The 25,969-nt window shown below is 64.5% G+C and carries 26 protein-coding genes and 1 tRNA gene; 22 read left to right on the forward strand and 5 right to left on the reverse strand.

Features of this window, described 5'->3' with window-relative positions; translation table 11 throughout:
* Positions 1 to 2: 2 nt before the first annotated feature.
* From BJA_RS27385 to BJA_RS27445, 13 genes are all read left to right on the forward strand, one after another.
* Positions 3 to 614, forward strand: a complete 612-nt coding sequence (locus BJA_RS27385) for a hypothetical protein (protein ID WP_236842080.1) — start codon at positions 3 to 5, stop codon at positions 612 to 614.
* Complete coding sequence (locus BJA_RS27390; protein WP_038967057.1) at positions 611 to 1,648, forward strand: phosphotransferase; 1,038 nt, start codon at positions 611 to 613, stop codon at positions 1,646 to 1,648. Before BJA_RS27385 ends, BJA_RS27390 begins: the two co-directional genes overlap by 4 nt.
* Positions 1,623 to 2,471, forward strand: a complete 849-nt coding sequence (locus BJA_RS27395; protein ID WP_011088174.1) for a transketolase — start codon at positions 1,623 to 1,625, stop codon at positions 2,469 to 2,471. Before BJA_RS27390 ends, BJA_RS27395 begins: the two co-directional genes overlap by 26 nt.
* A gap of 10 nt (positions 2,472 to 2,481) precedes the next feature.
* Positions 2,482 to 3,441 (forward strand): transketolase family protein, encoded by a 960-nt coding sequence (locus tag BJA_RS27400; RefSeq protein WP_011088175.1) that lies wholly within the window; start codon positions 2,482 to 2,484, stop codon positions 3,439 to 3,441.
* 8 nt (positions 3,442 to 3,449) lie between these two features.
* Positions 3,450 to 4,556, forward strand: a complete 1,107-nt coding sequence (locus BJA_RS27405) for a DegT/DnrJ/EryC1/StrS family aminotransferase (RefSeq protein WP_011088176.1) — start codon at positions 3,450 to 3,452, stop codon at positions 4,554 to 4,556.
* Complete coding sequence (locus tag BJA_RS27410; protein ID WP_011088177.1) at positions 4,546 to 5,664, forward strand: DegT/DnrJ/EryC1/StrS family aminotransferase; 1,119 nt, start codon at positions 4,546 to 4,548, stop codon at positions 5,662 to 5,664. Before BJA_RS27405 ends, BJA_RS27410 begins: the two co-directional genes overlap by 11 nt.
* Positions 5,661 to 6,467, forward strand: a complete 807-nt coding sequence (locus BJA_RS27415) for a sporadic carbohydrate cluster 2OG-Fe(II) oxygenase (RefSeq protein ID WP_011088178.1) — start codon at positions 5,661 to 5,663, stop codon at positions 6,465 to 6,467. Before BJA_RS27410 ends, BJA_RS27415 begins: the two co-directional genes overlap by 4 nt.
* Entirely contained in the window at positions 6,460 to 6,852 is a 393-nt protein-coding gene (locus BJA_RS27420) for an LIC12192 family sporadic carbohydrate cluster protein (RefSeq protein ID WP_011088179.1), read from the forward strand. Before BJA_RS27415 ends, BJA_RS27420 begins: the two co-directional genes overlap by 8 nt.
* 25 nt (positions 6,853 to 6,877) lie before the next feature.
* A complete protein-coding gene (locus tag BJA_RS27425) occupies positions 6,878 to 7,543 on the forward strand; it encodes a class I SAM-dependent methyltransferase (protein ID WP_011088180.1) in 666 nt (221 codons plus the stop codon).
* A complete protein-coding gene (locus BJA_RS27430; protein ID WP_011088181.1) occupies positions 7,521 to 8,099 on the forward strand; it encodes a WbuC family cupin fold metalloprotein in 579 nt (192 codons plus the stop codon). The genes BJA_RS27425 and BJA_RS27430 overlap by 23 nt, the downstream gene beginning before the upstream one ends.
* A 332-nt stretch (positions 8,100 to 8,431) precedes the next feature.
* Positions 8,432 to 9,649 carry a class I SAM-dependent methyltransferase gene (locus tag BJA_RS27435; protein WP_038967053.1) on the forward strand — a complete coding sequence of 406 codons (1,218 nt, stop codon included), beginning with the start codon at positions 8,432 to 8,434 and terminating at the stop codon, positions 9,647 to 9,649.
* On the forward strand, positions 9,642 to 10,847 hold the full coding sequence (locus BJA_RS27440) for a class I SAM-dependent methyltransferase (protein WP_011088183.1): 1,206 nt from the start codon (positions 9,642 to 9,644) through the stop codon (positions 10,845 to 10,847). Before BJA_RS27435 ends, BJA_RS27440 begins: the two co-directional genes overlap by 8 nt.
* A gap of 3 nt (positions 10,848 to 10,850) precedes the next feature.
* Positions 10,851 to 11,885, forward strand: a complete 1,035-nt coding sequence (locus BJA_RS27445) for a Gfo/Idh/MocA family protein (RefSeq protein WP_011088184.1) — start codon at positions 10,851 to 10,853, stop codon at positions 11,883 to 11,885.
* On the opposite strand, the gene BJA_RS27450 is transcribed toward BJA_RS27445, so the two are convergent.
* Positions 11,875 to 13,569, reverse strand: coding sequence for a hypothetical protein (locus tag BJA_RS27450; protein ID WP_011088185.1), 1,695 nt, complete (start codon positions 13,567 to 13,569; stop codon positions 11,875 to 11,877). The two genes, BJA_RS27445 and BJA_RS27450, sit on opposite strands and share 11 nt — an antisense overlap.
* Positions 13,570 to 13,700: 131 nt before the next feature.
* On the opposite strand from BJA_RS27450, the gene BJA_RS27455 reads away from it, so the two are divergent.
* From BJA_RS27455 to BJA_RS27465, 3 genes are all read left to right on the forward strand, one after another.
* A complete protein-coding gene (locus BJA_RS27455; protein ID WP_011088186.1) occupies positions 13,701 to 14,207 on the forward strand; it encodes a hypothetical protein in 507 nt (168 codons plus the stop codon).
* 7 nt (positions 14,208 to 14,214) lie between these two features.
* Positions 14,215 to 14,721, forward strand: coding sequence for a hypothetical protein (locus BJA_RS27460; RefSeq protein ID WP_011088187.1), 507 nt, complete (start codon positions 14,215 to 14,217; stop codon positions 14,719 to 14,721).
* 125 nt (positions 14,722 to 14,846) lie between these two features.
* The gene (locus tag BJA_RS27465; protein WP_038967051.1) at positions 14,847 to 15,608 is read left to right on the forward strand and encodes a glycosyltransferase family 2 protein; all 762 of its coding nucleotides are present in this window, start codon (positions 14,847 to 14,849) and stop codon (positions 15,606 to 15,608) included.
* A 99-nt stretch (positions 15,609 to 15,707) separates the two neighbouring features.
* Here the strand turns inward: BJA_RS27465 and BJA_RS27470 are convergent.
* Positions 15,708 to 15,783, reverse strand: a tRNA-Trp gene (locus BJA_RS27470).
* Between the two features lie 150 nt (positions 15,784 to 15,933).
* Between BJA_RS27470 and BJA_RS27475 the strand changes: the two genes are divergently transcribed.
* Positions 15,934 to 17,157, forward strand: a complete 1,224-nt coding sequence (locus tag BJA_RS27475; protein WP_038967050.1) for a serine hydrolase domain-containing protein — start codon at positions 15,934 to 15,936, stop codon at positions 17,155 to 17,157.
* A gap of 118 nt (positions 17,158 to 17,275) precedes the next feature.
* Here BJA_RS27475 and BJA_RS27480 read toward each other — a convergent pair whose 3' ends face one another.
* Complete coding sequence (locus tag BJA_RS27480) at positions 17,276 to 18,043, reverse strand: SDR family NAD(P)-dependent oxidoreductase (RefSeq protein ID WP_011088190.1); 768 nt, start codon at positions 18,041 to 18,043, stop codon at positions 17,276 to 17,278.
* Between the two features lie 140 nt (positions 18,044 to 18,183).
* Entirely contained in the window at positions 18,184 to 18,882 is a 699-nt protein-coding gene (locus BJA_RS27485; RefSeq protein ID WP_038967049.1) for a histidine phosphatase family protein, read from the reverse strand.
* A 133-nt stretch (positions 18,883 to 19,015) separates the two neighbouring features.
* Here BJA_RS27485 and BJA_RS27490 point away from each other — a divergent pair, with 133 nt between their 5' ends.
* Entirely contained in the window at positions 19,016 to 19,801 is a 786-nt protein-coding gene (locus BJA_RS27490; protein ID WP_011088192.1) for an SDR family NAD(P)-dependent oxidoreductase, read from the forward strand.
* A gap of 900 nt (positions 19,802 to 20,701) precedes the next feature.
* On the opposite strand, the gene BJA_RS27495 is transcribed toward BJA_RS27490, so the two are convergent.
* On the reverse strand, positions 20,702 to 21,847 hold the full coding sequence (locus tag BJA_RS27495; RefSeq protein WP_162494124.1) for an AraC family transcriptional regulator: 1,146 nt from the start codon (positions 21,845 to 21,847) through the stop codon (positions 20,702 to 20,704).
* Between the two features lie 27 nt (positions 21,848 to 21,874).
* Between BJA_RS27495 and BJA_RS43230 the strand changes: the two genes are divergently transcribed.
* The 4 genes from BJA_RS43230 to argE all read left to right on the forward strand — a co-directional run bounded on the left by BJA_RS43230 (position 21,875) and on the right by argE (position 25,923).
* A complete protein-coding gene (locus tag BJA_RS43230) occupies positions 21,875 to 22,984 on the forward strand; it encodes a hypothetical protein (protein WP_011088194.1) in 1,110 nt (369 codons plus the stop codon).
* Positions 22,985 to 23,192: 208 nt separating this feature from the next.
* Entirely contained in the window at positions 23,193 to 23,852 is a 660-nt protein-coding gene (locus BJA_RS43235; protein ID WP_257784525.1) for a YadA-like family protein, read from the forward strand.
* A 207-nt stretch (positions 23,853 to 24,059) separates the two neighbouring features.
* Positions 24,060 to 24,626, forward strand: a complete 567-nt coding sequence (locus BJA_RS27505; RefSeq protein ID WP_244423858.1) for a hypothetical protein — start codon at positions 24,060 to 24,062, stop codon at positions 24,624 to 24,626.
* A gap of 124 nt (positions 24,627 to 24,750) precedes the next feature.
* Positions 24,751 to 25,923, forward strand: a complete 1,173-nt coding sequence (gene argE, locus BJA_RS27510; RefSeq protein ID WP_038967956.1) for an acetylornithine deacetylase — start codon at positions 24,751 to 24,753, stop codon at positions 25,921 to 25,923.
* The last annotated feature ends 46 nt before the right edge of the window (positions 25,924 to 25,969 follow it).

Below are 25,969 nucleotides of genomic sequence, written 5' to 3' on the forward strand. Positions count from 1 at the left end.
GCGTGCGGATCGGCATCGATTTCGACAACACGATCATCTGCTACGACAAGGTCTTTGCCGCCGTCGCGCGTCAGCGCGGGCTGGTGCCCGAGGGCTGGGAGGGGCCGAAGACCGATGTGCGGGATCATCTGCGATCCCGCACTGGCGGCGAGCTCGCTTGGCAAGGGCTGCAAGGCTTCGTCTACGGCAAGGGCATTGGCGGCGCCGAAATCTATCCGGGCGTGCGGGAATTCCTGGCGGCGTGCAGACAGGCTGGCGCGAAGGTGTACATCGTCAGCCACAAGACCCGATTCGGTCATCAGGATCCCGACCATACCGACCTGCGTGAAGCCGCGCGCGGCTGGCTGCGTGGTGCCGGCCTGATCGACGCTGCGGATGCGGCAGTGGCTGCCGGCGACGTTTATTTCGAGGACACGATGGCCGCCAAGGTCGAGCGACTCGTGAGCCTGGAGCTCGACATCTTCATCGACGATCTCGTTGAGGTCTTCGAGCAACCGCATTTTCCGAAGGGCACGCGATCGATCCTGTTCACGCGTTCGCAGCCTCCCCACCCCGAACACTGCAAGCCGATCGCGACATGGACCGGCATCCGCCACGAGGTGTTTGCGGAATGAGCGAGCCCGAGATCAGCGCGCCGGATGCAATGGCGATCGGCAGCCGCCTGGCCGGAGCGCGGGTCGCGGCCGCCCAACCGGCGCGGGCCGGCGGCAACAACAGGGTGTTTCGGCTGGAGATGGCGGAGGGACCGCCCCTCGCCCTCAAGCATTATCCGTCCGACGGGCGCGATCGCCTGGGACAGGAATATGACGCGCTGTCGTTTCTGTCGCGCCACGGCATCATGTCGACACCGCGCCCGATCGCGAAGGATTCCGGTGCGTTCTGCGCGCTGTATCAATGGTTCGACGGCGAAGCGGCGGTGCTGCGCCCTCAGGACGGCGATGCCGATCAACTGGCTGATTTCCTGATCGCGTTGCAGAAACTGCGCAACGCCGACGGCGCGCAAACTTTGCGGAACGCTTCGGCCAGCATCTTCTCGCCCGAGGAAGCCGTCGCCCAGTACGGGCAGCGCCTGGACGGACTGAGGCGCGCCTCGGATGATCATCCGGACCTGCGCGCGTTCATGGACGACAGCCTGGTTCCCAGCACTGCCATCGCGATTCGGCGGCTCCGCCAGCGCTATGCGGAACTCGGCCGGGATCCCGCAGCGGACCTTGCGCCCGCGCATCGCGCGTTGAGCCCGTCGGATTTCGGACTACACAATGCGCTGCGCGCCGCGGACGGCCGGCTGCGCTTCATCGACTTCGAATATTTCGGCTGGGACGATCCGGTCAAGCTGGTGTCGGACACCGCGATTCACCCCGGTAGCAATCTGCCTGAAGCCAAAGCAAATCGATTGACCGAACGCCTCGCGCAAGCCTTCGCGGCTAGGGATGACGCGTTTGCGATCCGCCTTGACGTACTGTATCCTCTGTTTGGAGCGATTTGGTGCCTGATTGTCCTGAATGCCTATTTGCCGGAAAGCCGCTCCCGGCGCGCCTTGGCTGCGCAAGGTGGCGACCTGACGGTCCGCCTCGCCGGTCAGCTCGACAAAGCCCGCCAGCTCCATCAAACGATTTGCCAACGTGATCCAGATCTCACCCCACGCTGAAGCCGCCCTCACCTGCACGCTCGACGAGCGCAGCCTTTACCTGCGCCGCCTGGTCCTCGGTTCTGTCCGTTCGGCGGGACGCGGACATGTCGGTCCGGCCCTGTCGCTGATCGAGATGGTCCGCGTGCTCTACGACGATGTGCTGCGGATCGATCCGAAGAACCCGCGCGATCCAAATCGCGACCGCGCGATTCTCAGCAAGGGACACGGTTGTCTGGCGCTCTACGCGCTCCTGGCCGATCGCGGCTTCTTGCCCCTGTCGGAGCTGGACGGCTTTTGCGGCCCGGACAGTATTCTGGGCGGACATCCCGAATACGGAATGGTGCCTGGGGTCGAGGCCTCGACTGGCGCGCTTGGACATGGTCTGTCGATCGGTGTCGGCCTTGCGCTCGCCGCACGCATGCGCGAACGCACTTACCGCACCTTCGTCCTGCTCGGCGACGGCGAGATCAACGAGGGATCGGTGTGGGAGGCGGCGATGGGCGCGGCCAAGCACGGGCTCGACAACCTCGTCGCGCTGATCGACTACAACAAGCTCCAGAGCTACGGACCCACCGACTACGTGCTGCCGCTGGAGCCGCTTGCGGACAAGTGGCGCAGCTTCGGCTTTGCCGTGCAGGAGCTCAACGGCCACGACGTCGGCGCCCTGCGCACAGTCCTGAAGCAAGTCCCGCCCGTTGCGGGGAAACCCACCGCGATCATCTGCCATACCGTCAAGGGCAAGGGTCTGCCGGCCGCAGAATCCAACGCCGACTGGCATCACAAGAACAAGCTGACCGACAGCGAGCTCGACGCGATACGCGTTGCTGTCGGCGATTTTTGATCGGCACCCCATGCGCAACACCGCCATGAACATGGTCCACAAGCTCGCCGCGCGCGACGAGCGTGTGCTTTACATCGGCTCCGATCCCGGCGCGGGCACCTTGCGCGCGATGAGCAAGGAGTTTCCGAAGCGCCATCTGATCGAAGGCATCTCGGAAGCGCACATCATCGGCATGTCGGCTGGCCTCGCGATGGAAGGCTTCGTGCCCTACGTCAACACCATCGCGACATTCCTCACTCGCCGCTGCTACGAGCAGGTCGCCGTCGACCTCTGCCTGCACAATCTGCCGGTGCGGCTGATCGCCAATGGCGGCGGGCTCGTCTATGCGCCGCTCGGCCCCACCCACCAGGCGATCGAGGACATCGCCATCATGCGGGCGCTGCCCAACATGACGGTGGTCTGCCCGTGCGATGCCGACGAGGCGGCGCGCATGATGGAGCAGACCCTCGACTGGAAGGGACCGATCTACATCCGCCTGGGCAAGGGCGGCGATGCCATCGTCTCGAAGGCCGAGCACGGCTTTGAGATCGGCAAGGCCATCCTGATGCGGCCGCCGGGTGACGTCCTCATGGTGACCACCGGAATCATGCTTCAGCGGGCGCTGGCTGCAGCCGACCTGCTGGCGGCACAAGGCGTCCGCGCGGGCATCCTGCACATGCATACCGTCAAGCCGCTCGACACCGAGGCGCTGCTGCAAGCGATCCGCGGCATCAAGCTTGTGGCAACTCTCGAGGAGCATGTCCCGTCCGGCGGCCTCGGCAGCGCGGTCGCGGAGACGCTGATCGACAAGCTCGGGGCAGGCCTGCCGGCGATGCTGCGGCTGTCGCTGCCGGACAGCTTCATGCACAATTACGGCTCGCAGGACTCGCTGCTGAAGAAGCACGGGCTTTCCGCCGGCGCCATTGCCGCCTCGATCGAGCGCGCGCTTGCCGCCTCGCACACCGCCTCCCCTCAACTCCATTCCACCTGACGGGCCACATGTACGACGTTCGATATTCCTATCTGCTCGAGCAATTCTCCGATCCTGCCCCCATCCTGGCCGAGATCGGCCGGCTGGTCGCGACCGGGGACTTCACCCTTGGCAAGCCCGTCGCCGAATTCGAGAAGCGCTTTGCCGAGCTGATCGGCGTGCGCCACGCCATCGGCGTTGGATCGGGCACCGACGCGCTCAAGCTGCCGCTCAAGGCGCTCGGCATTGGCCATGGCGATGAAGTCATCACCGCCGCCAATACGTTCATCGCGACCGTCGGCGCCATCGCGGAGACCGGGGCGAAGCCCGTGCTGGTCGACTGCGACGATTCGTTCTGCATGAACGTCGACTATGTCGAAGCCGCGATCACGGCGAAGACTAAGGCGATCATGCCGGTTCAGTTGACCGGCGAGGTCACCGACATGGGCAAGCTGATGGCGATCGCGCAGCGCCACAACATCCCCGTCGTCGAGGACGCCTGCCAGGGCATCCTGTCTGAGTTCGCGGGAAAGCGCTCCGGCACCCACGGCATCGCGGCCGGCTTTTCCCTGCACCCGCTCAAGAACCTGAACGTCTGGGGCGATGCCGGCGTCGTCGTCACCAATGACGACGGCATGAACGAGAAGCTCCGGCTCATCCGCAACCACGGCATGAAGAACCGCGACGAGATCGCGATCCTCGGCTGCAACTCGCGGCTCGATTCCTTGCAGGCCGTCGTCGGCAACTGGCTGATCGGCCAGACCAGCGAGATCACGCGGCGCCGGATCGAGAACGCGGCCTATTACGACGCAGGCCTCGCCGGCCTGCCCGGCCTGCGCGTCCCGCCGCGCCGGCCCAACGTGAAGCACGTCTATCACCTCTACATGGTGTTCGCCGAACGCCGCGACGAGCTTTACAAGTACTGCCTGGACAACGGCATCGAAGCCAAGATCCACTATCCGATCCCGCTGTATCAGCAGGAAGGCCTCAAGCATCTCGGTTACGCCCCCGGAACGTTCCCGGTTACCGACCGTCATGCCAAGGAAGTCATCAGCTTCCCGGTGGACCAGCACCTGACGCGCGCGCAGCAGGACCGCGTCATCGAGACTGTCAGGAAGTTCTGCCATGGACGCTGACACCGGCCGTCGGCGCATCGGTTACGTCAACCTTCCGGCGCAATTCGAGGAAGAGCGCGCCGAGATCATGCAGGCGGTCGAGGGCGTGTTCCAGCGCGGCGATTTCATCGGCGGTGCGGCGGTCGGAAAGCTCGAAGAGGAATTGTCCGCCTATCTCGGCTCGCCGCATGTCGTGACGCTGAATTCCGGCACCGATGCGCTGATCCTCGCGATGAGGGCGCTCGACATCGGTCCCGGCGACGAGGTCATCACCCCGCCGAATTCGTTCGTGGCATCGACCGCCGCGATCATCGCAGTCGGCGCCTCGCCGGTCTTTGCGGACGTGCTGCCGGACCAGAACATCGATCCGGCCGCGGTCGAGGCCGCCGTCACGCCGCGGACCAAGGCGATCATGCCGGTGCACCTGACTGGGCGCATGGCCGACATGAACCCGCTGATGGCGATCGCAAGCAAGCACGCCCTCGCCGTGATCGAGGATAGCGCGCAGGCCGTCGGCTCGACCTATGACGGGCGAATGAGCGGCACCATCGGAACCTTCGGCTGCTTCTCCGCGCATCCGCTGAAGAACCTCAATGCCGCGGGCGATGCCGGCTTCCTCGTCACCGCCGACGCCGAGCTTGCCGCACGAATTCGCCGCCTGCGTAATCACGGTCTGATCAACCGCAGCGACGTCCAGGAATGGGGCATCGTATCGCGGCTCGACACGCTGCAGGCCGAGCTGCTTCGCATTCGCCTGCGCAACCTGCCCTCGGTGATCGAGCGCCGGCGGCGCAACGCCGCGCAATACCGCGCCGAGCTCGCAGGCCTGCCGCTGTTCATTCCGCCCTGCCGCAACATCGAGTTCAACACGTTCCACACCTTCGTGGTGCAGACCGACCGCCGCAACGACTTCCAGAAATATCTTGCCGACAACGGCATCGAGACCGCGATCCATTATCCGGTCCCGATCCACCTGCAGCCGGCGGCAGCGCATCTGGGTCATGGTCGCGGCGCATTTCCGGTGACCGAGCAGCAGGCCGACCAGATCCTCACCCTTCCCATCAACCAGTTCCTCTCGGCCGCCGATATCAGCTATATCTGCGCGACCGCCCGGGAGTACTTCGCATGACGGATACGGACTTCCTCGAGGCCGATGAGCAGGCGCTGGCGCAGCGCTTCATCGACGATGGCTTTGTCACCACGCCGGCCGACGACCGCGCCGGGCTCGACCGCATCCAGCGGCGCGCCGCCGAACTCGCGGCGGACTATCTCAAGCTGCCGCACAGCAACGATCCCTATGCGATGCTCGACACCATCCACACGCGCGTGAGCGTGAGTGATCTCAACGGATTGCGGCTGCACGTCTTCAACGGCCTCAACGCCGAGCCCTGGTTCCGGCCGACCTATTTCCGTCTGGCGCGCTCGACGATCGAGACCATCGTCGGCAACGAGCTCTGCATGCAGCGCCGCGTCAATCTCAGCATCCAGCTTCCCGGCGACAGCTCATCGCTGCTCGCCACCCATTCCGACGTCTGGTCGGGGGACTCGCCGTTCGAGGTCGTGGTGTGGGTGCCGCTGGTCGACGTCCGCCGCACCAAATCGATGTACCTGCTGCCGCCGTCCCTGAACGGCGAGATGCAGGACCGGATGGCCAGCCTGCGCAGCGCCGAGGAGCTGTACAAGACGATCAAGCCGCACGCGACCTTCATCGAGATCCCCTACGGTCACGTGATGCTGTTCAACCAGACACTGATGCACGGCAATCGCGTCAACGAGGAGCCCGGCACACGCTGGAGCATGAACTGCCGCTTCAAGAGCATCATGTCCCCCTACGCGGACAAGCGCTTCGGCGAATTCTTCGAACCGATCCTGCTGCGCCCGGCGACACGGGTCGGCATGCAATACAAGCTGCCCGGAGGCTTCCATGGCTGAGCGAGCCGGCCATCGCGGCTATATCGGCGCCCGCCCGCTGAACGGCAGCCGTACCCCGCAGCACGTCCAGAACATCGTGATCCGCGACTATGCCCGGCGGAAGAACCTGCACTATCTGCTCAGCGCCGCCGAGCACACCATGCCCGGCAGCTACATGGTGCTCGAGGATATCCTGGATGAGCTGCCGCGGCTGCGTGGCCTGATCCTTTACAGCATCTTTATGCTGCCGCCCGACGAGGCACGGCGGCGGGAGATCTACGACCGCGTGCTGCGCGAGGGCTGCGATCTGCACGCGGCCGTGGAGGAGATCACGCTCTCGTCGCAGAAAGACATCCAGGCCGTCGAGGACATCCTGCTCGTCAATAAATTCGCGACCATCCTGTGACGATGCCGCGGACCGGTTGACGATCATGACCGAGATCAACCTGCTCCAGCCGATGCACGCATCGACCAAGCGGGACTACGTTCAGCGCGTCGTCGAGCACGACAAGGCCGAATCCGCCGCCGTGGCGCGGCAATGGGGGCGCGACTATTGGGACGGCGACCGCCGTTACGGCTATGGCGGCTATCGCTACGACGGACGGTGGCGTCCGCTCGCCCAGACCCTGATCGACCGCTACGGCATCAAGCCGGGCATGAGCGTGCTCGATGTCGGCTGCGGCAAGGGCTATCTGCTCTACGAGTTCACCCAACTCGTCCCCGACCTCACGATCGCCGGCATCGATGTCTCCGAGTATGGCATCGCCAACGCCAAGGAGGACGTGCGGCCGCAGTTGAGGGTCGGCAGCGCCGTCGAGCTGCCCTACCCCGATCACAGCTTCGATCTCGTAGTGTCGCTCGGCGTGCTGCACAACCTTCCACTCGAGGACGTCTTCCGCGCGGTGTCGGAGATCGAGCGTGTCGGACGCGGCGCCTCGAAATATCTGATGGTGGAATCGTTCCGCAACGAGCGCGAGAAGGCAAATCTCCTCTACTGGCAACTCACCTGCCTGAGCTTCCATGGCCCGGACACATGGGCCTGGATCTACGATAAATGCGGCTATCGGGGCGACCATGGGTTCATCTTCTTCGAATGAGACGGCCGGCAAGGGCCGACCGACCTCGCTGCGTGCGCAGAATCCGGAAGTCTACTATTCGGACGACGCCATCGTCACGGCGGACGACGCCACGATCGCGGAGCTGAAGCGTATTGCCGCCGGCAACCCGCGCCTGCGCAGCCGGCTGTGCACGCATCCCGATCCCTCGTCCGGCCTGCATGAGATGCTGATCGTGCATCATCGCGAGGCCTATGTGCGGCCCCACAAGCATCTTGGCAAACCTGAATCGTTTCACGTGATCGAGGGTACGGCGCAGGTCGTGATCTTCGAGGATGACGGCCGCATTCGCGACGTGCTCGAGATGGCGCCCTACGGCCAGGGCAAGCGCTGCTACTACCGGATGCCCGAACAGGTCTTCCACTCGATCCTGATCACCTCGGAGTGGCTGGTGTTTCACGAAACCACCGCCGGCCCTTTCGACCCCACCCGCACTGCATTTCCCGACTGGGCACCGGATGGCAGCGATGCCGCCGCAGTTCAGGACTATGTCGCGAAAACTAGCGTGCTCGCCGCGGAGCATCTGGCGGGACGTTAGATTTCGACTGATACCGCTACTCGACTATACCGCCTTGAACGTTCGAGGAAGACCTACCCGATGAAGCTGCCTACGTTACGCGCGACTTCAGAAAGATCGCATTGGGGACCGCCGACACGGCGGAAGCCACGCCGTACCCGCTTCCCTTCAATGGACTGCCGCGCGTCTTGCGGGACCTACCGACGACTGCTACCTGCATTGGTTGAGGACGCAACGGCCAGAGGGCTGCGCCGTGCACCCCGGGTTGGATGTATCCGGGACCATCTCATTGCGGGCCGCGCCGGTTTCATTGAACATCGCTTCGTCAGACCTGCCAAATGCGAGAACAACCAGTGACCGACCATTGCCGCCTCTGCCATTCGACCAACCTTCGACCGGTCATCGACCTCGGGCAGATGCCGATTGCGCATCGGCTCCGGCACAGCCGGAACGAGCAGGAGGAACGGTATCCGTTCGAGGTGCTCGCCTGCGGCGATTGCGGTCTGCCGCAGATCGTCAAGCCGATCGATCCCGACATCCTGTATCGCCAGTTCAACTACAATTTCAGCAGCTGGAAGCCTGAGCCGCACCAGGTCGACGAGCTCGATACCATCGCGAAATTCTCGAAGCATCAATCCGTGTTCGAGATCGGCTGCAACGACGGCCTGTTCATGGACAAGCTTCGCGAGCGCGGCGCGAAGGTTTTGGTCGGCGTGGAGCCCAACCCGGTGTCGGGCAAGATCGCCCGCGAGCGCGGCATCAAGGTCTATGCCGACATGATCAGCCCTGCGATGTGTCACGACGCCGTGGCGCAGGCCGGCAAATTCGATCTCGTCGTCTCGCGCCAGGTGCTGGAGCACATTGTCGATTTCGAGAACTTTTTCGATTGCGTGAAGATCGCGCTCAGCGACGACGGGCTGCTGTTCATCGACGTGCCGGATTTCGCGCCGGGCTCGACGGCCGGCGACCTCTCAGTCCTCTGGGAGGAGCACGTCAGCTATTTCACCGAGCCGACCCTGGTCGCGCTGCTGGCGCGCCACGGCTTCGAGGCGGTGTCCGTGAAGAAATACAATTTCAGCGGCGGCACCCTCGCGATCGCGGCCCGCCGTGCGACGCGCGACGTGACGCCACCGCCCGCCCCCGCCGGCGTCGGCGAGAAATTCGGCCAGCGCGCGAGGGAGTATGGCGCCCGCCTGCGACCGATTCTCGCCAAGGCCCGCGCCAGCGGCGCCGAGATCGCCATCTACGGCGCGGGCTGCCGCGCCTGCACCTTCACCAATGCCCACGAACTTGCGGATCTCGTCGATCTCTCGGTCGACGATCAGAAGGAGCGTCAGGGACTGTTCCTGCCCGGCACCGGGATTCCGATCCGATCGCCCGAGGATCTCGCTGGCAAGTCCGAACCGCTCGTCTGCCTTCTTGCCGTGAACCAGGAGAACGAAGCCAAGGTCAGCAGCCGGCTGCGCGAAAACGTGAAGCGTCCGCTGCACATCGTCTCCATCTTCGCGCCGTCTGATATCTGGAGCGAGCTCGATCGCCTCGAGGCGGCCGCAGGGTCGCAGCATGGCTGACGACAAGCTCTTCAACTACTACGAACGCCAGGACATCCTGCCGACGTTCGGCAATTTCAAATCCTCTGCCGAACTCACCGCCTACGCCGGCCAGCGGCGCGAACTGTTTTCGGACAAGCTGGTGCTGCCTCCGCGGCTGTTCCGCGATGCGGAGGTTCTCGAATTCGGTCCTGATTCCGGTGAGAACGCCCTGGTGTTTGCCGGCTGGGGCGCGAACATGACGCTCGCCGAACCGAACCGGCATGCGCACCCGAAGATTGAGGCCTACTTCGCGCATTTCGGCCAGGCGGAACGTCTTCGCGAACTCGCATTGTCCGACGTCGAGGGGTTTCGCAGCGACCGCCGTTTCGACGTCATCGACGCCGAAGGGTTCATCTACACGGTGCAGCCGAGCGAAAAATGGCTCGGCATCTTCCATCGGTTGCTCAATCCGGACGGTTACGCCGTCGTTTCCTATTACGAACGTTACGGCGGCTTCTTCGAGCTCGCACTCAAGGCGATCCATGCCGCCGGCAAGGTCTTGACGGGCCGCTCCGCGCTGGAGACGGCGAAGCTGCTGTTCGAGCCGAAGTGGAACAGCATTCCGCACACCCGCAGCTTCGAATCCTGGCTGATGGACGTGCTCGAGAATCCGTTCGTCCGGCACCGCTACTTCTTCGATGCGGAGGCCCTCTGTACGGCGGCGCATGAGCAGGGGTTCGACATCCATTCGGCATGGCCCGCCTATCGCGACAGCCTGGACGTCTACTGGCACAAGAAGGTCCTGTCGGCGGACGAGAAACTGCGTCGCGCCACGCGCCATCTCGACCGCAGCCGTCTGAGCTTCCTCGGGGGACGAAAGCTTTATCTGGTCGGCAAGGCCGACGCGGTGAGCGCGATCTCGGCTTCGATCGAAGCTCTGGTGCTCGATGTGGACAGGATGATCGACGAGCCCTTCGGCGACAGCCTGCCCCGCGTGATCACCAGCCTCGCCTCGTTACGCGAGACGATCCTGACGACGGACATTCTCGCCGACGATGCTTCCGACATCGAAGCCATCACCGCAACGCTCGACAGTTTCCATCGCATCTTCAGCGCGATCGGACGGCGCGATGCGTCCGCGATCGCCGCCCTCACCCAGTCAGACCAGGCGTTCATCAACACCTGGGGGCAGCCGGCGCATTTCCTCGTCGTCCGGAAGCGCATCGAGGGATCGTAGCAAGTGAGGCCAGGCATTGGCATCATCGGAACGGGCATGGTCGGCCAGATGTGCCACCTCGCCAATTTCGTCGCCAATCCCGGCTGCCGCGTCGTTGCGATTGCAGATCTCCGACCTGACCTGGCAACCGCCGCGGCGCAGAAATTCGGCATCTCGCGGGTCTACGGCACGCACCGCGAACTGCTCGCGGACAGCGAGGTATCCGCCGTCGTCGTCGTGACCAAGCGTCGCGCCACCGGCCCGATCGTGCTGGACGCGTTAAACAGCGGCCGGCACGTGCTGTCGGAGAAGCCGATGGCCTACACGACGGTTCAGGCCGCGTCGCTGGTCGAGGCTGCGCGGCGGCAGCGCCTCGTCTACAGCATCGGCTACATGAAGCGTCACGACGCCGGCGTAGCGCGCGCGCTGGCCGAGCTGGCGCGTTTGCGCACAGACGGTTCGCTCGGATGCGTTGTCGGAGCAAGGGGCTGGTGCTTCGGCGGCGACACTGGCCGATCGCACGACAATTTCGTCATGACCGGCGAAGCCCGGCCGGACGGGCTCGAGCTCTGGCAGGATGGCCCCGACTGGATGCCGAACGCGATGCGGCCCGGCTACGATAATTTTCTGAACGTGTTCAGCCATATCATCAATCTGGCGCGCTACCTGCTCGGATCGTCGCCGGCAGTCACCGAAAGCACCGTCGAGATCGCGGGCGCGGCGCGCATAACCCTCGACTTCGACGGCGTCGCGTGCGCGCTGGATCTGGTGAATGGATCCGAAGGTGCGTGGCGCGAGGGATTGACGATCGATTTCGAGCGGGGCGCATTGACCATCGAACTGCCCCCGCCCTTTGCCGAGCAGGAGGCGGAGGTCATTCTCGACCAAGGCGGACAACGCACGCGGCTGGTGCGCGAAGGGAGTTGGGCGTTTCGGCGTCAGGCCGACGCTTTCGTCGCCGATATTGTCGAACAAGGAACGCCCCTGGCGTCCGGCCAAGATTCGGTGGCCGACATCGCGCTCGCCGAGGCGGTCTGGAAGCGGCAGGTCAGCGGCTAGGCATCGCATCCGCTTTCGGGCGATCGAGCGGCGTTATCCCCGCGATCGGCCCTGGCTTGATGGTGACCTCGGCAAGTTGATGCAGAAACTGCGATACATCGCAGCGCGCCAGCAGCCGGCATGCATAGTACTTGCGCACCAGAACCCAGTTTGGCGCCGCGCCGGGCCCCGGTTGGAACGAGATCGTCGCCTGGGGGCCCGACGGGTCGACATGACGAAACGCACTTCCTGGCGCTGTCCGGGCCAGTTCGACGTCCTGGAGAACGCTCGACCTCTCGCCGCGCAAGGCGAAGCCGACAAATGGCTGATTGCCCCAGGCAAGGCGGAGCATGCCGGTGACCTCCGCGAAGCCGAACGGCACGTGGCGCGACGGGTAGTCGACGAATCCGTCATCGAGCGCGAACACCGTTGCTGCCGGCTGGGCGCGGCTGACGAGGTCGTTCGCCAGGGCCTCTTGTTTCAGGGTTCTCGCCTGCATGAAGATGTATGTGTCCCACAGCAGGCCGATCGACAGCACCGATCCAAATCCCAGCACGACCGCGAAGGCTGCCTTCGGACCGATCGCGTGTTCGACCCATCGCTTGAGACCGAGAAGGATCAACGCCAATGGCAGGCCGAACATCAGCAGATGACGGCTCTCATAAAAGTGCAAGCTGGAGGGCCGCAGGCCGGCGACCAGATAGGGAAACGACAAGGCCAGAAACAACACGACGGCGAGCAGGAGCGGCGCGGCAACCGTATATTTCGCGGTGGTCGGCTCCGTCTCGGACCGCAACAACAATAGGGCGGCGCCGACGAGAAGTGCGGCAACGCCGAGCGGCGCCGGTACCTCGATCGTCATCTTGAGCGCGCCAGCCACAACGTCCCAATAGCTCGTGATGAAAAACGCCTTCCAGCCGCTCGCCAACTCGCCGAGCGTCGGAAAATGGGCGCCATAGTGCTGCGCGTACGCGCCGATCCGCTTGAACCAGATATTGAGCGTGCCCCAATAGACCAGAGGGAGCACCATCAATTCCGGATAGCCCAGAGCGCAGCGCCAGGCCGCGAGCCATGTGCGGCGAACGAAGCCATGCGCCGCATCCCCGCCCCGCCATATCGCGACGAAGAGGCCGAGCACCATGAAGGCATAGAGCACGATCGTCGAGTTGAGCGCGAAGCTCAGCAGGAACACGAGCGCAGCGGCGACACGAAGCAGAACACGTCGCAGGCCGCGAGCAGTGAAGGCGAGCGTCAACAGCCAGGCACCGGTGAACAGCAGCCCGAAACTAAACACGTAGACCGCGTTCGCCTTGCCAGCCCAGAGCTGATAGCCGGGATAGGTCCAGACGATCAGCGCGAAGCCGACCGCCTCCGCACGGTCAAGCAGACCGAGACGCGTTGCGGTCAGAGCCAGGCACATCGCACCGAGGAGAATTCCGGCGAGCGCCAGCGCCACCATCACGGCGATGGGCGCGCCGGTCCAGTTGGCGAAGGTGTCGTAGCTGAAGAAGATCGGATGGCCCGCAGCGCTCAGGAGAAAATCGATGTCGATCACGAAATCCGGACGCGGCTTGAGCACCAGCCAGTCGTCCATGAAGAGGCCGTCGTTCAGCAGCATCGGCGCATGCGCGACCAGCAGCAGCGCCAGCAGAACGACTGTCGCGCGCAGCGTCGCGGATGTGCTGGGACGGGAGAGAGATGGCATCGACGGCAAGAATTCGCACGCCCACCCGACCGCCGCAAGGGCCGGATGACGGGCATTGACCCCCAAAATGCGACCTCCTATAGACGCCGTACAGGCTGGGCACCACAGAGGCGTCCGAGGCGATTTCCGCGATGAATTTCCTACCGGGCCCGGCGCAGACCACTGCGATTTGTCTCAGTGCCGCGCTTCCGCTGCTTTTGCTTTGCTATGCACGTATCGCCGCCATTCGAGGCGCCGGCCGCCGTTTTCGGCTGGGCTGTCTCAGCGTGGTCGTGCTCTTTGTGATCGCCTGCATCGCAATTCCGGGTCCAAGGCTTCTCGACGACGTGGTCAGCGGCCTCTTCCTTCTGGCGACGGCGATGATGCTTTGCTACGTCCTGTTCAGCCTGCTGGCCTGGGGCTTCACCCTGACGCTGCTCACGGCACTCGTCCGGGCCGGATCTCCCCTCACCTTGGAGCAATGGGCTGCGGCCTACATGCAGGGGGGCGATCTCGGCACCTTCGCACACAATCGATTGAAGCTGCTGATCGGTTCGGGGATGGTGATGATAGCCGACGGCAAATTGGCGCCGACGGCCAAAGGACTTGCGGTGGCGCATCTCGTCAAGTTCGTTCGTTTCTCAACGGGTCTTGGATAGCGACACGATGTCATTTGCTGTCGGTCTCATCGCTGCCGTCGCATTTGCCGTACTGGCGCCTGTCCTGCAGTTCGTCGCTCGCGCTCGGGCATGGTCGCTGGCACCGGTGATCGTGCTCGCGATCGCCGCAGTCGTTGCGCATCTTCTCGGCGTGCTGCTCGGCGTCCTGATCCTTCCGCAATTCCGCTATTGGGACGCCGCATCGATTTTCGGCTTTGGCGTCATGGGTTACGTTTTCGCCTTCGGCGCAGTCTACAAATCGGTCTCGCTGGACATCCTGCTGGGTCTTGCCGAGCGGCCCGACCGGACGGCTCCGCTGTCGGACGTCGTCGAAGGGCAAGTTCCAGCACTGTTCCGCGGACGGGCCAAGATCTTGATTGACGGGGGTCTGGTCGAGCAGGTCGATCCGCGGTTTGCCGCGACGGCGGCCGGACAGACCATGGCAAAACGGATCGCGCGGCTACGGCGTGCCTTCGGCATCGGCGATACCGGACTCTACGATTTTGCCGACTAGTTGCCCGAATGCAACGCAGTTGCGTTGACCTGATTGACTGGACCGATATTGTTGGCCGGATTTTGATCACCTAGGTTGCGGGTGGGGTTCCAACAGTACTGAGTGGCCGGCGACGGCGGTATGTGATGACACCTTCCAGGGCGGAAAAAAGTCTTACGATCGTCATCCCTGCGCTGAACGAGCAGGACAAGATCGCCGACACCATCGACGGCGTATTGCCGCTCGCCCGCGAATTGCTGGACGATTTCGAGATTTTCCTGATCGACGACGGCAGCACCGATGCCACCGGCGCGATCATGAACGAATTCGCAGCCAGCGACCGGCGGATCACCGTTCATCATAACGCCGAGCGGCGGGGCGTCGGCGCCGGCTTCGAATACGCCCTGTCACGCGCGAAGTTCGATGCCATTACCCTGATCCCCGGCGATCATGCCTTCCAGAACGAAGGCATTGCCAGGATGTTCAAGGCGGTTGGCGCCGCCGACATGGTGATCACCTATCGTGACAACCAGTCGGACCGTTCCGTCAACCGCTCGATCCAGTCGCATTCGCTGCGCTTCGTCCTGAACTGCATGTTCGGCTTCTGGCTGTCCGACTACCACAGCATGATCGTCTACCCCGTGAAATGGCTGCGCCAGATCGCGGTCAGGGCCGACGGCTACGGCTATCAGATCTGCGCGTTGATCTCGCTGCTCCAACTCGGCCTCACCTATGTCCAGGTCCCCGTGAGCCTGAACGCGGAGTTGAAGGGGTCATCGCGCGCGCTGCGGCTGCGCACCTATTTGGAGCTCATCGGGACCATCGTCTCGCTGCTCCGCCGCGTTCCCATCCGGGATGTCGATCGCGATCAGGTTCCGGTTGACGCCGGACGGACCCCCGCACGCTAGTCCCCGGCCGAGGCCCTCATCGCTGCGGGCGGCCGCGAGCGCCTGCCGGGGCAATCTTGCCCCATCCCGCCAGTATCTAGTCTAAGTGGTTGATTTCGCTGGCAGGAGTGGCAGGGCTCGAACCTGCGACCCCCGGTTTTGGAGACCGGTGCTCTACCAATTGAGCTACACTCCTATGGACCCTGCGTCGCCTTAGGATCACGGCCGCTTTCAAGCACAGGGGACGGCCGGATTGCAAGGGAGAAGCGCGCCCGCTTCGCTTGTTTGTGCCGCACCTTCTGGGCCACATTTCGCTCCCGACAATAATGTGCCCCCGGGAGTGACCATGACCGCGACAGCCGCCCTTAGCCCCGCAACCGCGCCGAAAACACCGCCTTTGCCCGAGGCCAAGCCCGAGACACTGGGCCTGTCGCGGCCGCGCCTCCAGGCGATGTCGGACGCCTTCAAGCGTGAGATCGACAAGGGCACCGTCCCCGGAATCACCGTGCTGGTGGCCCGTCGCGGCCAGGTCGGCTGGTTCGAGGCGCTGGGCCGCCAGAGCCCGGCCGCATCAACGCCGATGGCGCTCGATTCGATCTTCCGGATCTTCTCGATGACCAAGCCGATCGTCTCCGTCGCCGTCATGGCGCTGGTCGAGGACGGCCACCTCCTGCTCGGCGATCCCGTCGCCAAGTTCATTCCGGAGTTTGCCGACCAGAAGGTCGGGATCGTCAGCGGCGGCAAGCTGGACCTGGTTCCGCCGAAGCGGCCGATGACGGTGCAGGACCTGCTCCGCCACACCTCTGGCCTCACCTACGAGCACCAGGGCGACGGGCCCGTGCACAAGATCTACCAGGACTCGCGGGTGCGCAGCCGCAAGATCACCAATGCCGAGCACGCCGCACTGGTGGCGAGCTTCCCGCTGGTCTGCCAACCCGGCGACGAGTTCAACTACAGCCGCTCCACCGACATCCTCGGCCGCATCATCGAGGTCGTCAGCGGCAAGTCGCTCGGCACCTTCCTCGCCGAACGCGTGCTTGCGCCGCTCCAGATGGCCGAGACCGGCTTCTCGACATCCGAGGCCAATGCCGGCCGGCTCGCCGAACCGTTCGCGGCCGATCCCTGGACCGGCGACAAGGTCGCGCTGTTCAACATGCTGGAGCAGCCGGTGATGGAATCCGGCGGCGGCGGCCTCGTCTCCACCACGATGGACTACGCCCGTTTCGCGCTGATGTTGCGCAACGGCGGCACGCTCGACGGCAACAGGATCATCGGCCGCAAGACGCTGGAGCTGATGGCCTCCGACCACCTCGGGCCCGAGGTGAAGACCAACGGCACCCTGCTCTCGCCCGGCCACGGCTTCGGCCTCGGCTTCGCCGTGCGCCGCGAGGCCGGAATCGCGCCCTTCCCCGGCAGCGTCGGCCAGTATTTCTGGAGCGGCATTGCGGGAACGTTCTTCTGGATCGACCCGAAGGAGGATCTGCTCGCGGTGTTCATGAGCCAGGGTCCGGGCCAGCGCGACTACACGCGCACGCTGGTGCGGGATCTGGTTTACGCGGCGGTGGATTGACCCGAAGGGTCATTCCGGGGCGATACAAAGCATCGAACGATGGTGCGCAATTGCGCACCTGAGAATCTCGAGATCCCGGGTTCGCGCTAAGCGCGCCCCGGGATGACGCTCTATCGCGTCAACTGATCGTTGCGCCGCCGTCGATCACCATGGTCTGGCCGGTCATGAAGTCGCCGGCCTTCGAGCCCAGGAACACGGCCGCGCCGGCGATCTCGTCGGGGATGCCGATGCGGAGCAGCGGCGAGCGCGAGGTCGAGGCCTTCAGGTTCTCCGGATTGTCCCACAGCGCCTTGGCGAAATCGGTCTTGATCAGGCCGGGCGCGATGCAGTTCACGCGGATGTTGTGCTTGCCGTATTCGCAGGCGAGGTTGCGCGCAAGCTGCATGTCGGCGGCCTTCGAGATCGCGTAGGCGCCGAGGATGGTCGAGCCCTTGAGGCCGCCGATCGATGACACGATGATGATCGAGCCGTCCTTGCGCTCGATCATCTGCGGCACCACCATCGAGATCAGCCAGTTGTTGGCGACGATGTTGTTGTCGAGGATCTTGCGGAACTGATCGTCGGAGATGCCGGCGAGCGGACCGTAATACGGGTTCGACGCCGCGTTGCAGACCAGCACGTCGATCTTGCCGAACGCTCGGTTGCTCTCGTCGATCAGGTTTTGCAGATTTTCCTTCGAGGAGATGTTGGCCGCGATCGCGACTGCGGTGCCCTTGTCGAACCTGTCGTTGATGCCCTTGGCTACCTGGTCGCAGACGTCGGCCTTGCGTGAGGAAATCACGACTTTGGCGCCGTGCTCGGCCATGCGTTCCGCGATCGCAAGCCCGATGCCGCGCGTCGAGCCGGTGATGACGGCAACTTTCCCCTTCATGTCGAACAAGGTCATGTTTCTCTCCCAGATTGATTTACGTATTCAGTGTCGTTCCGAGGCGATACGAAGCATCGAACTATGGTGCGCGGTTGCGCACCTGAGAATCTCGAGATTCCGGGTCCGGTCCTGCGGACCGTCCCGGAATGACAGCTTGCTCAGGCGAGCTTCTTGACTTCCGGCCCCGCCAGTTGATGCATCGCCGCGTGCGCATCATCCGCGATCCACGGCTGCTGATTGACCATCGGCAGCCGCCAGACCGTGCGCTCGGGACTCGCAAAATAGTCGAGCCGCGTGACCGAGCAATTGTCGATGTCGAACGACAGCCCCCGCTCCGGTTGGCCGTCGAGCGCGAGTCCCAGCGCGGCCTTGATGGTGCCGCCATGCGCGACCGCGATGATGTCCAGCCCCGCCGCCTCGCTGTTGATCCGCTCGATGGTGCGGCGCGTGCGGCTGTAGAGATCCATGAAGCTTTCGCCGCCGGGCGCGGGCTCATTGATGTCGGCGAACCAGCTCGTGCCCACCGGACGGCTGGCGATGAACTGGGCGCGGTTCATGCCCTGCCAGCGGCCGAGATTCTGCTCGGCGAGGTCCGCTTCCCACGTCATGGATGCAGGCCTTGGAAAGCCGGCCGCCCAGATCGCTTCGGCCGTTTGATGCGTCCGCATCAGATTGCTCGAATACCAGACCGCCTTGCGTGGCAGCACCTTGGCGACAGCATTGAACACGTAGGTATCGCTGGTGTCGCAGGCGATGTCGCTCTGACCGTAGATATTGCCGCCGTCATTGCGCACCGGCGCGTGACGGACCCACCACCACCGTGTCGTGACCACATTCGGCTTGTCTGCGCCTGCCATCGAAACCCTTCCATCCCGTGTGATGTCGCTGTACGTCAGGTGTGAACGTGTCTCAAGACACTTTACCGTTTGAAATCTTGTTTGAAATTCCGTCGCGCGGCAAGCGTCGCGCACGCGTCAAAGGGAGAAACGCATGGGCCGTCTGCAAGGCAAATCCGTCATCATCACCGGCGCCGGCAGCGGCATCGGTCGCGCCGCTGCGCTGCTTTTCACCAGGGAAGGCGCCAGGCTGATTGCGGTCGATCGCACCGAGGCGATGAAGGAGACCGTCGAGGAGGTGAAGAAGGCCGGCGGTGTCGCGGAAGCGATGGTCGCGGATGCGGGTTCCGAGAAGGACGTGATCGCCGTCATCGACAGGGCGGTGAAGACGCACGGCCGGCTCGACGTGATCTGGGCCAATGCCGGCGTCTCCGGCGGGCTCATCCCGCTCGGCGAACAAACCGTGGAACACTGGCAGGAGGTGCTGCGCGTCAACCTGATCGGTCCGTTCCTCGCGGTGAAGCACGCGATGCCGCACATGGTGAAGCAGCAGTCCGGCGCAATCGTGCTGACGGCGTCGGTCGCCGGCCTCAAGGCCGGCGCCAGCGGTCATCCCTATGCCGCGAGCAAGGCCGGCGTGATCAGCCTGGTGCAGACCACGGCCTATTCGCTCTCCGGCACCGGCGTGCGCATCAACGCGGTCTGCCCCGGCCTGATCGAAACCGGCATGACGAAACCGATCTTCGACCGCGCCAAGGAGCGCGGCACCGCCGACAAGATCGGCCAGCTCAACCCGCTGAAGCGCCCCGGCCAGCCGCACGAGCTCGCGGCGATGGGATTGTTCCTGGCCAGCGACGAAGCCTCGTATGTCAACGGCCAGGCGTTCCCGGTGGACGGCGGTCTGACGGCATCGATGCCGTATGCGGGCAAGCCGGTTTAGCAAAGTCGTTCTCTACGTTGAAAATGGCCGGGCGAGCCCGGCCATTTTCGGACCGGCGTTTTGCGCGAGACCGCGGCAACACCCTCGCTGTCGTCCTGGCGAAAGCCAGGACCCATAGCCGCCGAACTTGGTTGCTGCGAACGCTGGTGGCCACATCGCGCTTCGGCAACGCCGACCGGGGTGCGGAGGGATTCTGGATTGCTTCGCTGCGCTCGCAATGACGGAGTGTGGGAGACGGCGTCGCTCTTTCAACTCGCATTCCCATCGCAGACACACCTTCACCCTCTCGCGGCTTGTTTCGCCCGAGCTTTGCTTCGTCACCTCACCCTCGGATGAAAGAGGGCGCAGGGAAGGCCGGGAGCCGGCTGGCTCCTACTGACCGCCATGCGAGAAGCGGATTGCGCTACGATGCACAGCGGGTAACAGGGCAACCGGAGACATCCCGGCCTTCCCTGCGCAGTGGTTGGAACGGCTTATGTCGTGCTCTCCCCGGGGAGCGATGCACTATTGCCCCCGTCGCCCTGCGGATGGCTGACGCGCGCGGTCCGGTCGGGCCGCACACATCACCGCAGGACTTGGCGCACAGACCCCGGGCGCCAGGACGACACGATTTGGCCGTACGCCGATCACACCGGTCGTGCGCGCGATGGTTTCGCTCACGGCTCTCCGCCCTGCGATGCCTTTCGCGCCGATGTGACCCACGTCCACCGCCGCCCGGCCCGCGTTCGTGACGATCGCGATACGCCCCTCTTCCCTGGGCCGGAGTGAGCGCACTATCCGCCAATTCCGAATTTCGGTAAAGTGGAATCTTTTCGACGGTGCGCGTTGACCGGCACCTTGCGTGTCTTGCCCGACGGGCAACGCAAGGTCTTGTGGCCCGGTTGGCGCCGGCGGCCCGCCTTATTCCGGTGGAATCGTCCCGGCCTGCTCGCGCAGCGATTTCGGCGTGACGTTATAGGCGGCGCGAAACGCGCGGTAGAAGCTCGAGACGTCGAGAAAGCCGCAGTGGAATGCAATGTCCGCGACCGACAGATCGGCGTAGACGGGATCGAGCAGATGGACGCGGGCCCGCCGCAGCCGCGCCGCCATCACCACCTGCGAGAAGCTCTCGCCGGCCTTCGCCAGCATGTGCTGCACGGTGCGCGAGGGCATGCCGAGCCGCCGCGCCACCCGCTCGAGGCTGACCTCGGGATCGAACGCCTGCTTGCTGATCGTCTGCCGAACCAAGGCGAGCCGCGCGCGGTAGACGGCCTCCTCACCGTCCACTCCCTGCACGCCGTCCCTGGCGCCGAGCCAGCGGCCAGTGAGCTTGATCAGGTGCTGCGTCGCCTCCGCGGCGCCGCCTTCGTCCAGCCCCGCCCCGTTCGCGATCAACAGCCGCGCATAACCGGTCAGGAGCTGATAGTCGGCACCGGTGCAATCGAGCGGGCGGCAGGCCAGGTCGACCGGGGACAGGCCCCACTCCCTGAAGATCGCGTTCGGCAATTTCAGGCTGATGCAATGGCCGTTGTTCGGGGCAATGGCCTGTGTGCTCGCGTCCAGTACGAGCAGCCCCGCCTGTCCCGGCTGGACATCGATCTCGCGCCCGAACTGGCGGCCGATATGAGTTGTCGCGCCGATGTTGAAGCTCAGATAGACATGGTCCTCGTCGTCGCGGTTGATGTGCTTTTTGGTCCGCGCGCCGATAAAGGAGGAGCTGAACATCTCGCCGAGCGCGACCGTCTCGGTCATGAGGAATTTGTGCGTCCCGATGATGCGGGCGTCCCCCTCGGAAAACCCCATGTCCATGCCGGTGACGATCTGCTCGAAACACTCGGCCCACACGCGAGCGCGAATGGCGGGATCGGTAACGCCGTCAAGCACAGTCGTATCGAAAATCAGGCTCTGAAAGACCGACATCCCCCCGCCCCACAGTTGCAAACGAAAAAATAACACGGAAGAAGAAGAACGGCGCATCTTCCGGCAATAATTTGCAATAGACGCAATGTGGTTGCGTGCCAAGCGGTAGAGGCGGACCGGCCGGGGCGATAATTTCGTCAGCCACAAATCATTGCAGTTGCAGGCTTCGGCCCGATGCAGCGCGCCATTCGCATCGCGATAGCGTGCCGCAACGAGGACGACGCCTCTGCTGCGGGCATGGGCGAGAGCGACATGATGTTGAATTGGGCGGGGCTGACAGCGTATCGATCAACCGAGGATCGCAGGTGGCGCGCGTCCAATGCCCGAGGCCGATCCTGCCCGGTCCGCATTGTGCGCCTGGTCGCGGTCTTTGCTTTGTCGGCGCTTTGTCTGCTGTCCGGAAAACGGCCGGCGACAGCGCAGTTCGTCTGCGCCACGTCCGGCGGTGCGACGATGGGAGCCTCCGCGGGCGGTCTCGCCAGCACCAACTTCGCCTGTGGACCGAACGCCAACGCCTTTGGCCTCGTTAGCGCCAATTTCGCCGCCGGCGTCAACTCCGACGCCAGCGGAGACGCCAGCTCGAACTTCGCCGCGGGCGTGAATGCAAGCGCGACCGGCGACAACAGCAACAACGTCGCAATCGGCAACGGCGCCAGCGCCGCCGGCGATACCGGCGCGAACGTGGCGACCGGCTTCGGCGCCAACGCCGCCGGAATCGGCGGAAAGAACGTCGCCACGGGCGACCATGCAAATGCCAGCGGCAACAATGCGACCAACATCGCAATCGGCGTGAACGCCGCCGCCAATGGCAACAACATGAGCAATACGGCCGTGGGCTCCAATTCAATCGCCACCGGCACGAATTCGTCGGCGTTCGGCGCCAATGCCCACGCGTTTGGCAGTCAGAGCAGCGCATTCGGACTCGGCAACACCGCCAACGGCGGCAACAGTGCCGCGCTCGGCACCAACAACACCGCCACCGGCAACAACAGCGCCGCCGTAGGCTCGACCAACGCCGTCAACGGCGACGGCAGTGCGGGCCTTCGGCTCCGGCAACGCCATCAACGGCACCAACTACGCGGCCGTCGGCTCCAACAACGTCGTCGCCGGCAACAACGGCGCGGTTGTCGGCTCCGGCAACGGCGTCACCGGCGACAACACCGCGGCCTTCGGCTCCAGTATCGGCATCGCCGGCGGCAACAACGCGGCTGTCGGCTCCTTCAGCACCGTCACCGGCAGCAACAGCGCGGCTGTTGGCTCCTTCAACAACGTCAGCGGCAATAACAGCGGCGCCTTTGGCACCGGACAGAACATCCGCGGTAACGGCACGTTCGCCATCGGCGATCCCAACATCGTCAACGGCAACAACAGTTTGGTGTTCGGCGACAACAACACGGTGAACGGGTCCAATGTGGCGGGTCGCGGCGACAACATCCAGCTGGTCGGCTCGAACAACACCATTGCGGCAACGTCCAGCGCCGCCGGCTCATCCGTGTTCGGCAGCGGCAACACCGTCAACGCCACCAATGCCGTGGTGATGGGCAACAACAGCACCGTCTCCGGCGCGTCCTCTGTCGCGATCGGCAATGGCACGGCCGTTACCGGCATCAACGCGATCGCGATGGGCACCGGCGCCGGCGCGAATTTCGACAACTCGGTCGCGATCGGCAGCGGCGCGACCACGACGCGCGCCAACCAGGTCGCAGTCGGCACCGCCAGCAGCACCTACACGATGAGCGGCATCACCTCGGCTGCGAGCAAGGCGGCGCAGTCCGGACCGACCCAGCTCGTCACATCGGACGCGGCCGGCAATCTGGCGACCACCTCGCTGGCTGGCCTCGGACTTGCCTCCGCCGGCGACATCAACGGAATCAACTCCCAACTGGCCGCCCTCAACGGCCGCGTCGACAACCTGACACGGGAGTCGCGCGGCGGCGTGGCGTTGGCGCTCGCGGCGTCCAGCCTGCAATTCGATCCTCGCCCCGGCAAGATCTCGGTCTCCGGCGGCTTCGGCAATTTCCAGGGACAATCCGGCCTCGCGGTCGGCCTCGGCTATTCCTATTCGGACGCCATGCGCTTCAACGCGGCGTTCACGGCCGCACAGCAAGGCGCCATCGGCGTCAGGGCCGGCGCGTCGTGGACGCTGAACTGAGGATGATGTTACCGACCGATCTTGCGGGCCGCGACAACTTCGCGTGTCCGGATGTTGCCGGACGGTGACAGATTCCGTTTGATCGAACCGCTAGTGTCGTTGGGCTCGGTTGGTCTGAGGAATAGCGATGCATGTTTTTTTTGGCTCGGGTGTGGGTGCCCGACCTGGATCGATGGGATTCGGCGTGCGTGTCGGGGTCAGGCCCGGATGGTGAGGCTGGGTTGGGCCGTGCGCTCGCGGAAATATCTCGGCCTCGCTTTGGGCGTGGTGGTCGCCTTGTCGCCGATCGTGATGAACCCGATCAGCGCCGAGGACGACAAGGCCGCCGCCAAGCAGCCACAGCTTCCCGTCAGCGCCGAGCAGGCGCTGTACCTGATCCGCTCGACGCTGCTGACGCTGAACGATGCCAACCGCTCCGGCAACTATTCGGTGCTGCGCGATCTCGCCGCGCCCGACTTCCAGGCCAGGAACAGCGCCGCCGACCTCGCGCTGGGATTCACCGACCTGCGGCGACGGAATTTCGACCTGTTCTCGGTGGCGCTTGCCGCGCCGCAGCTCTCGACGCCGCCTTATCTCGATCCCAACAAGATGCTGCGGCTGACAGGGTTCTTTCCGACCCGCCCGCTCCAGATCAATTTCGACCTGACGTTCCAGAACGTCGGCAATCAATGGCGGCCCTACGGCATTTCGGTTGCGACACCGCAGGCGCCGCCGGAGACCGCCGCGGCGCCGGCGCCCGCGCCGGCCAAGAAGAACGCGTCCCAGAAGAACTGAGCGCATTCGGACGGCCGAGCGAGCCCGCCCCCTGCCCGGGGTTTGCACGTCGTGCCGTTCCCTTGGTATGGTTCGTGCAGGCGGCAGAGCCGACCACGATCCCTCCCATCACATGATCCCGAGAATGCTGGACACAAGACCCGACCGGATTCGCAAGCTCCTCGCCGACCTCGTCGGCTTCGACACCATCAGCGACCGTACCAACCTGCCCCTGATCGCCCATATCGAAAGCTATCTCGCCGCGCTCGGCGTCGGCTTTGAGCGCATCGTCGACGAGACCGGACAGAAAGCCTCGCTGTGGGTCACGATCGGGCCGGAGGACCGCCCGGGCCTCGTGCTGTCGGGCCATACCGACGTCGTTCCGGTCGCGGGCCAGGACTGGAGCCACGATCCGTTCAAGCTGGTCGAGCGCGACGGCAGGCTCTACGGCCGCGGCACCACCGACATGAAGGGTTTTGTCGCGGTGTGCCTCGCCATGGTGCCTGACATGGTGGAGGCCAGGCTCAAGACGCCGATTCATCTGGCGATCTCCTATGACGAGGAGATCGGCTGTGTCGGCGTGCGGCCGATGCTCGGCGAGGTCGCCAGGAAGAAGGTCAGGCCGCTCGGCGCTTTCATCGGCGAACCGACGCAGATGCAGGTCATCATCGGCCACAAGGGCAAGCACGGCGTACGCGCCACCTTCCGCGGTCTTGCCCGCCACTCCTCGATCGCGCCCGACGGCGTCAACGCAATCGAATATGCCGCCGAGCTGATTGTCGAGATCCGCCGCCGCGCCGTGCTGCTCGCTGGCAAGAGATCGACGGACAGCCTCTACGACGTTCCGCACTCGACGCTGCTCACCAGCATCGTCCATGGCGGCGCTGCGCTGAACATCGTGCCCGATACCTGCACGGTGGATTTCGAATGCCGCGGCATCGGCATCACCGAGTCGCGCGAGGTGACGGATGCGATCGTCGCCTGGGCCAAGGCCGAGATCGAGCCGGCGATGAAGGCGCGGCATCCGGAATGCGGCATCGATTTCGAGGAGATCCTCGACTATCCCGCGCTCGACACCGCCGCCGATGCGACAATCGTCACGCTGGCCAAGAGCCTCGCGGGGCGCAACGACCACGCCAAGGTCGCCTTCGGCACCGAGGCGAGCCTGTTTGCCAGCATGGCCGGTATCCCCTCGGTCGTGATCGGCCCCGGCGCGATCGCACAGGCGCACACGCCGGATGAGTTCGTGGAGATGTCGGAGCTGTTGAAATGCGCGGGGTTCGTCGAGAAGCTGATCGCGCATTGCGCGAAGGGGTAAGGCTTCTCTTCGTCATTGCGAGCGAAGCGAAGCAATCCAGAGTCGT

Source organism: Bradyrhizobium diazoefficiens USDA 110 (assembly GCF_000011365.1).
Classification (GTDB): domain Bacteria; phylum Pseudomonadota; class Alphaproteobacteria; order Rhizobiales; family Xanthobacteraceae; genus Bradyrhizobium; species Bradyrhizobium diazoefficiens.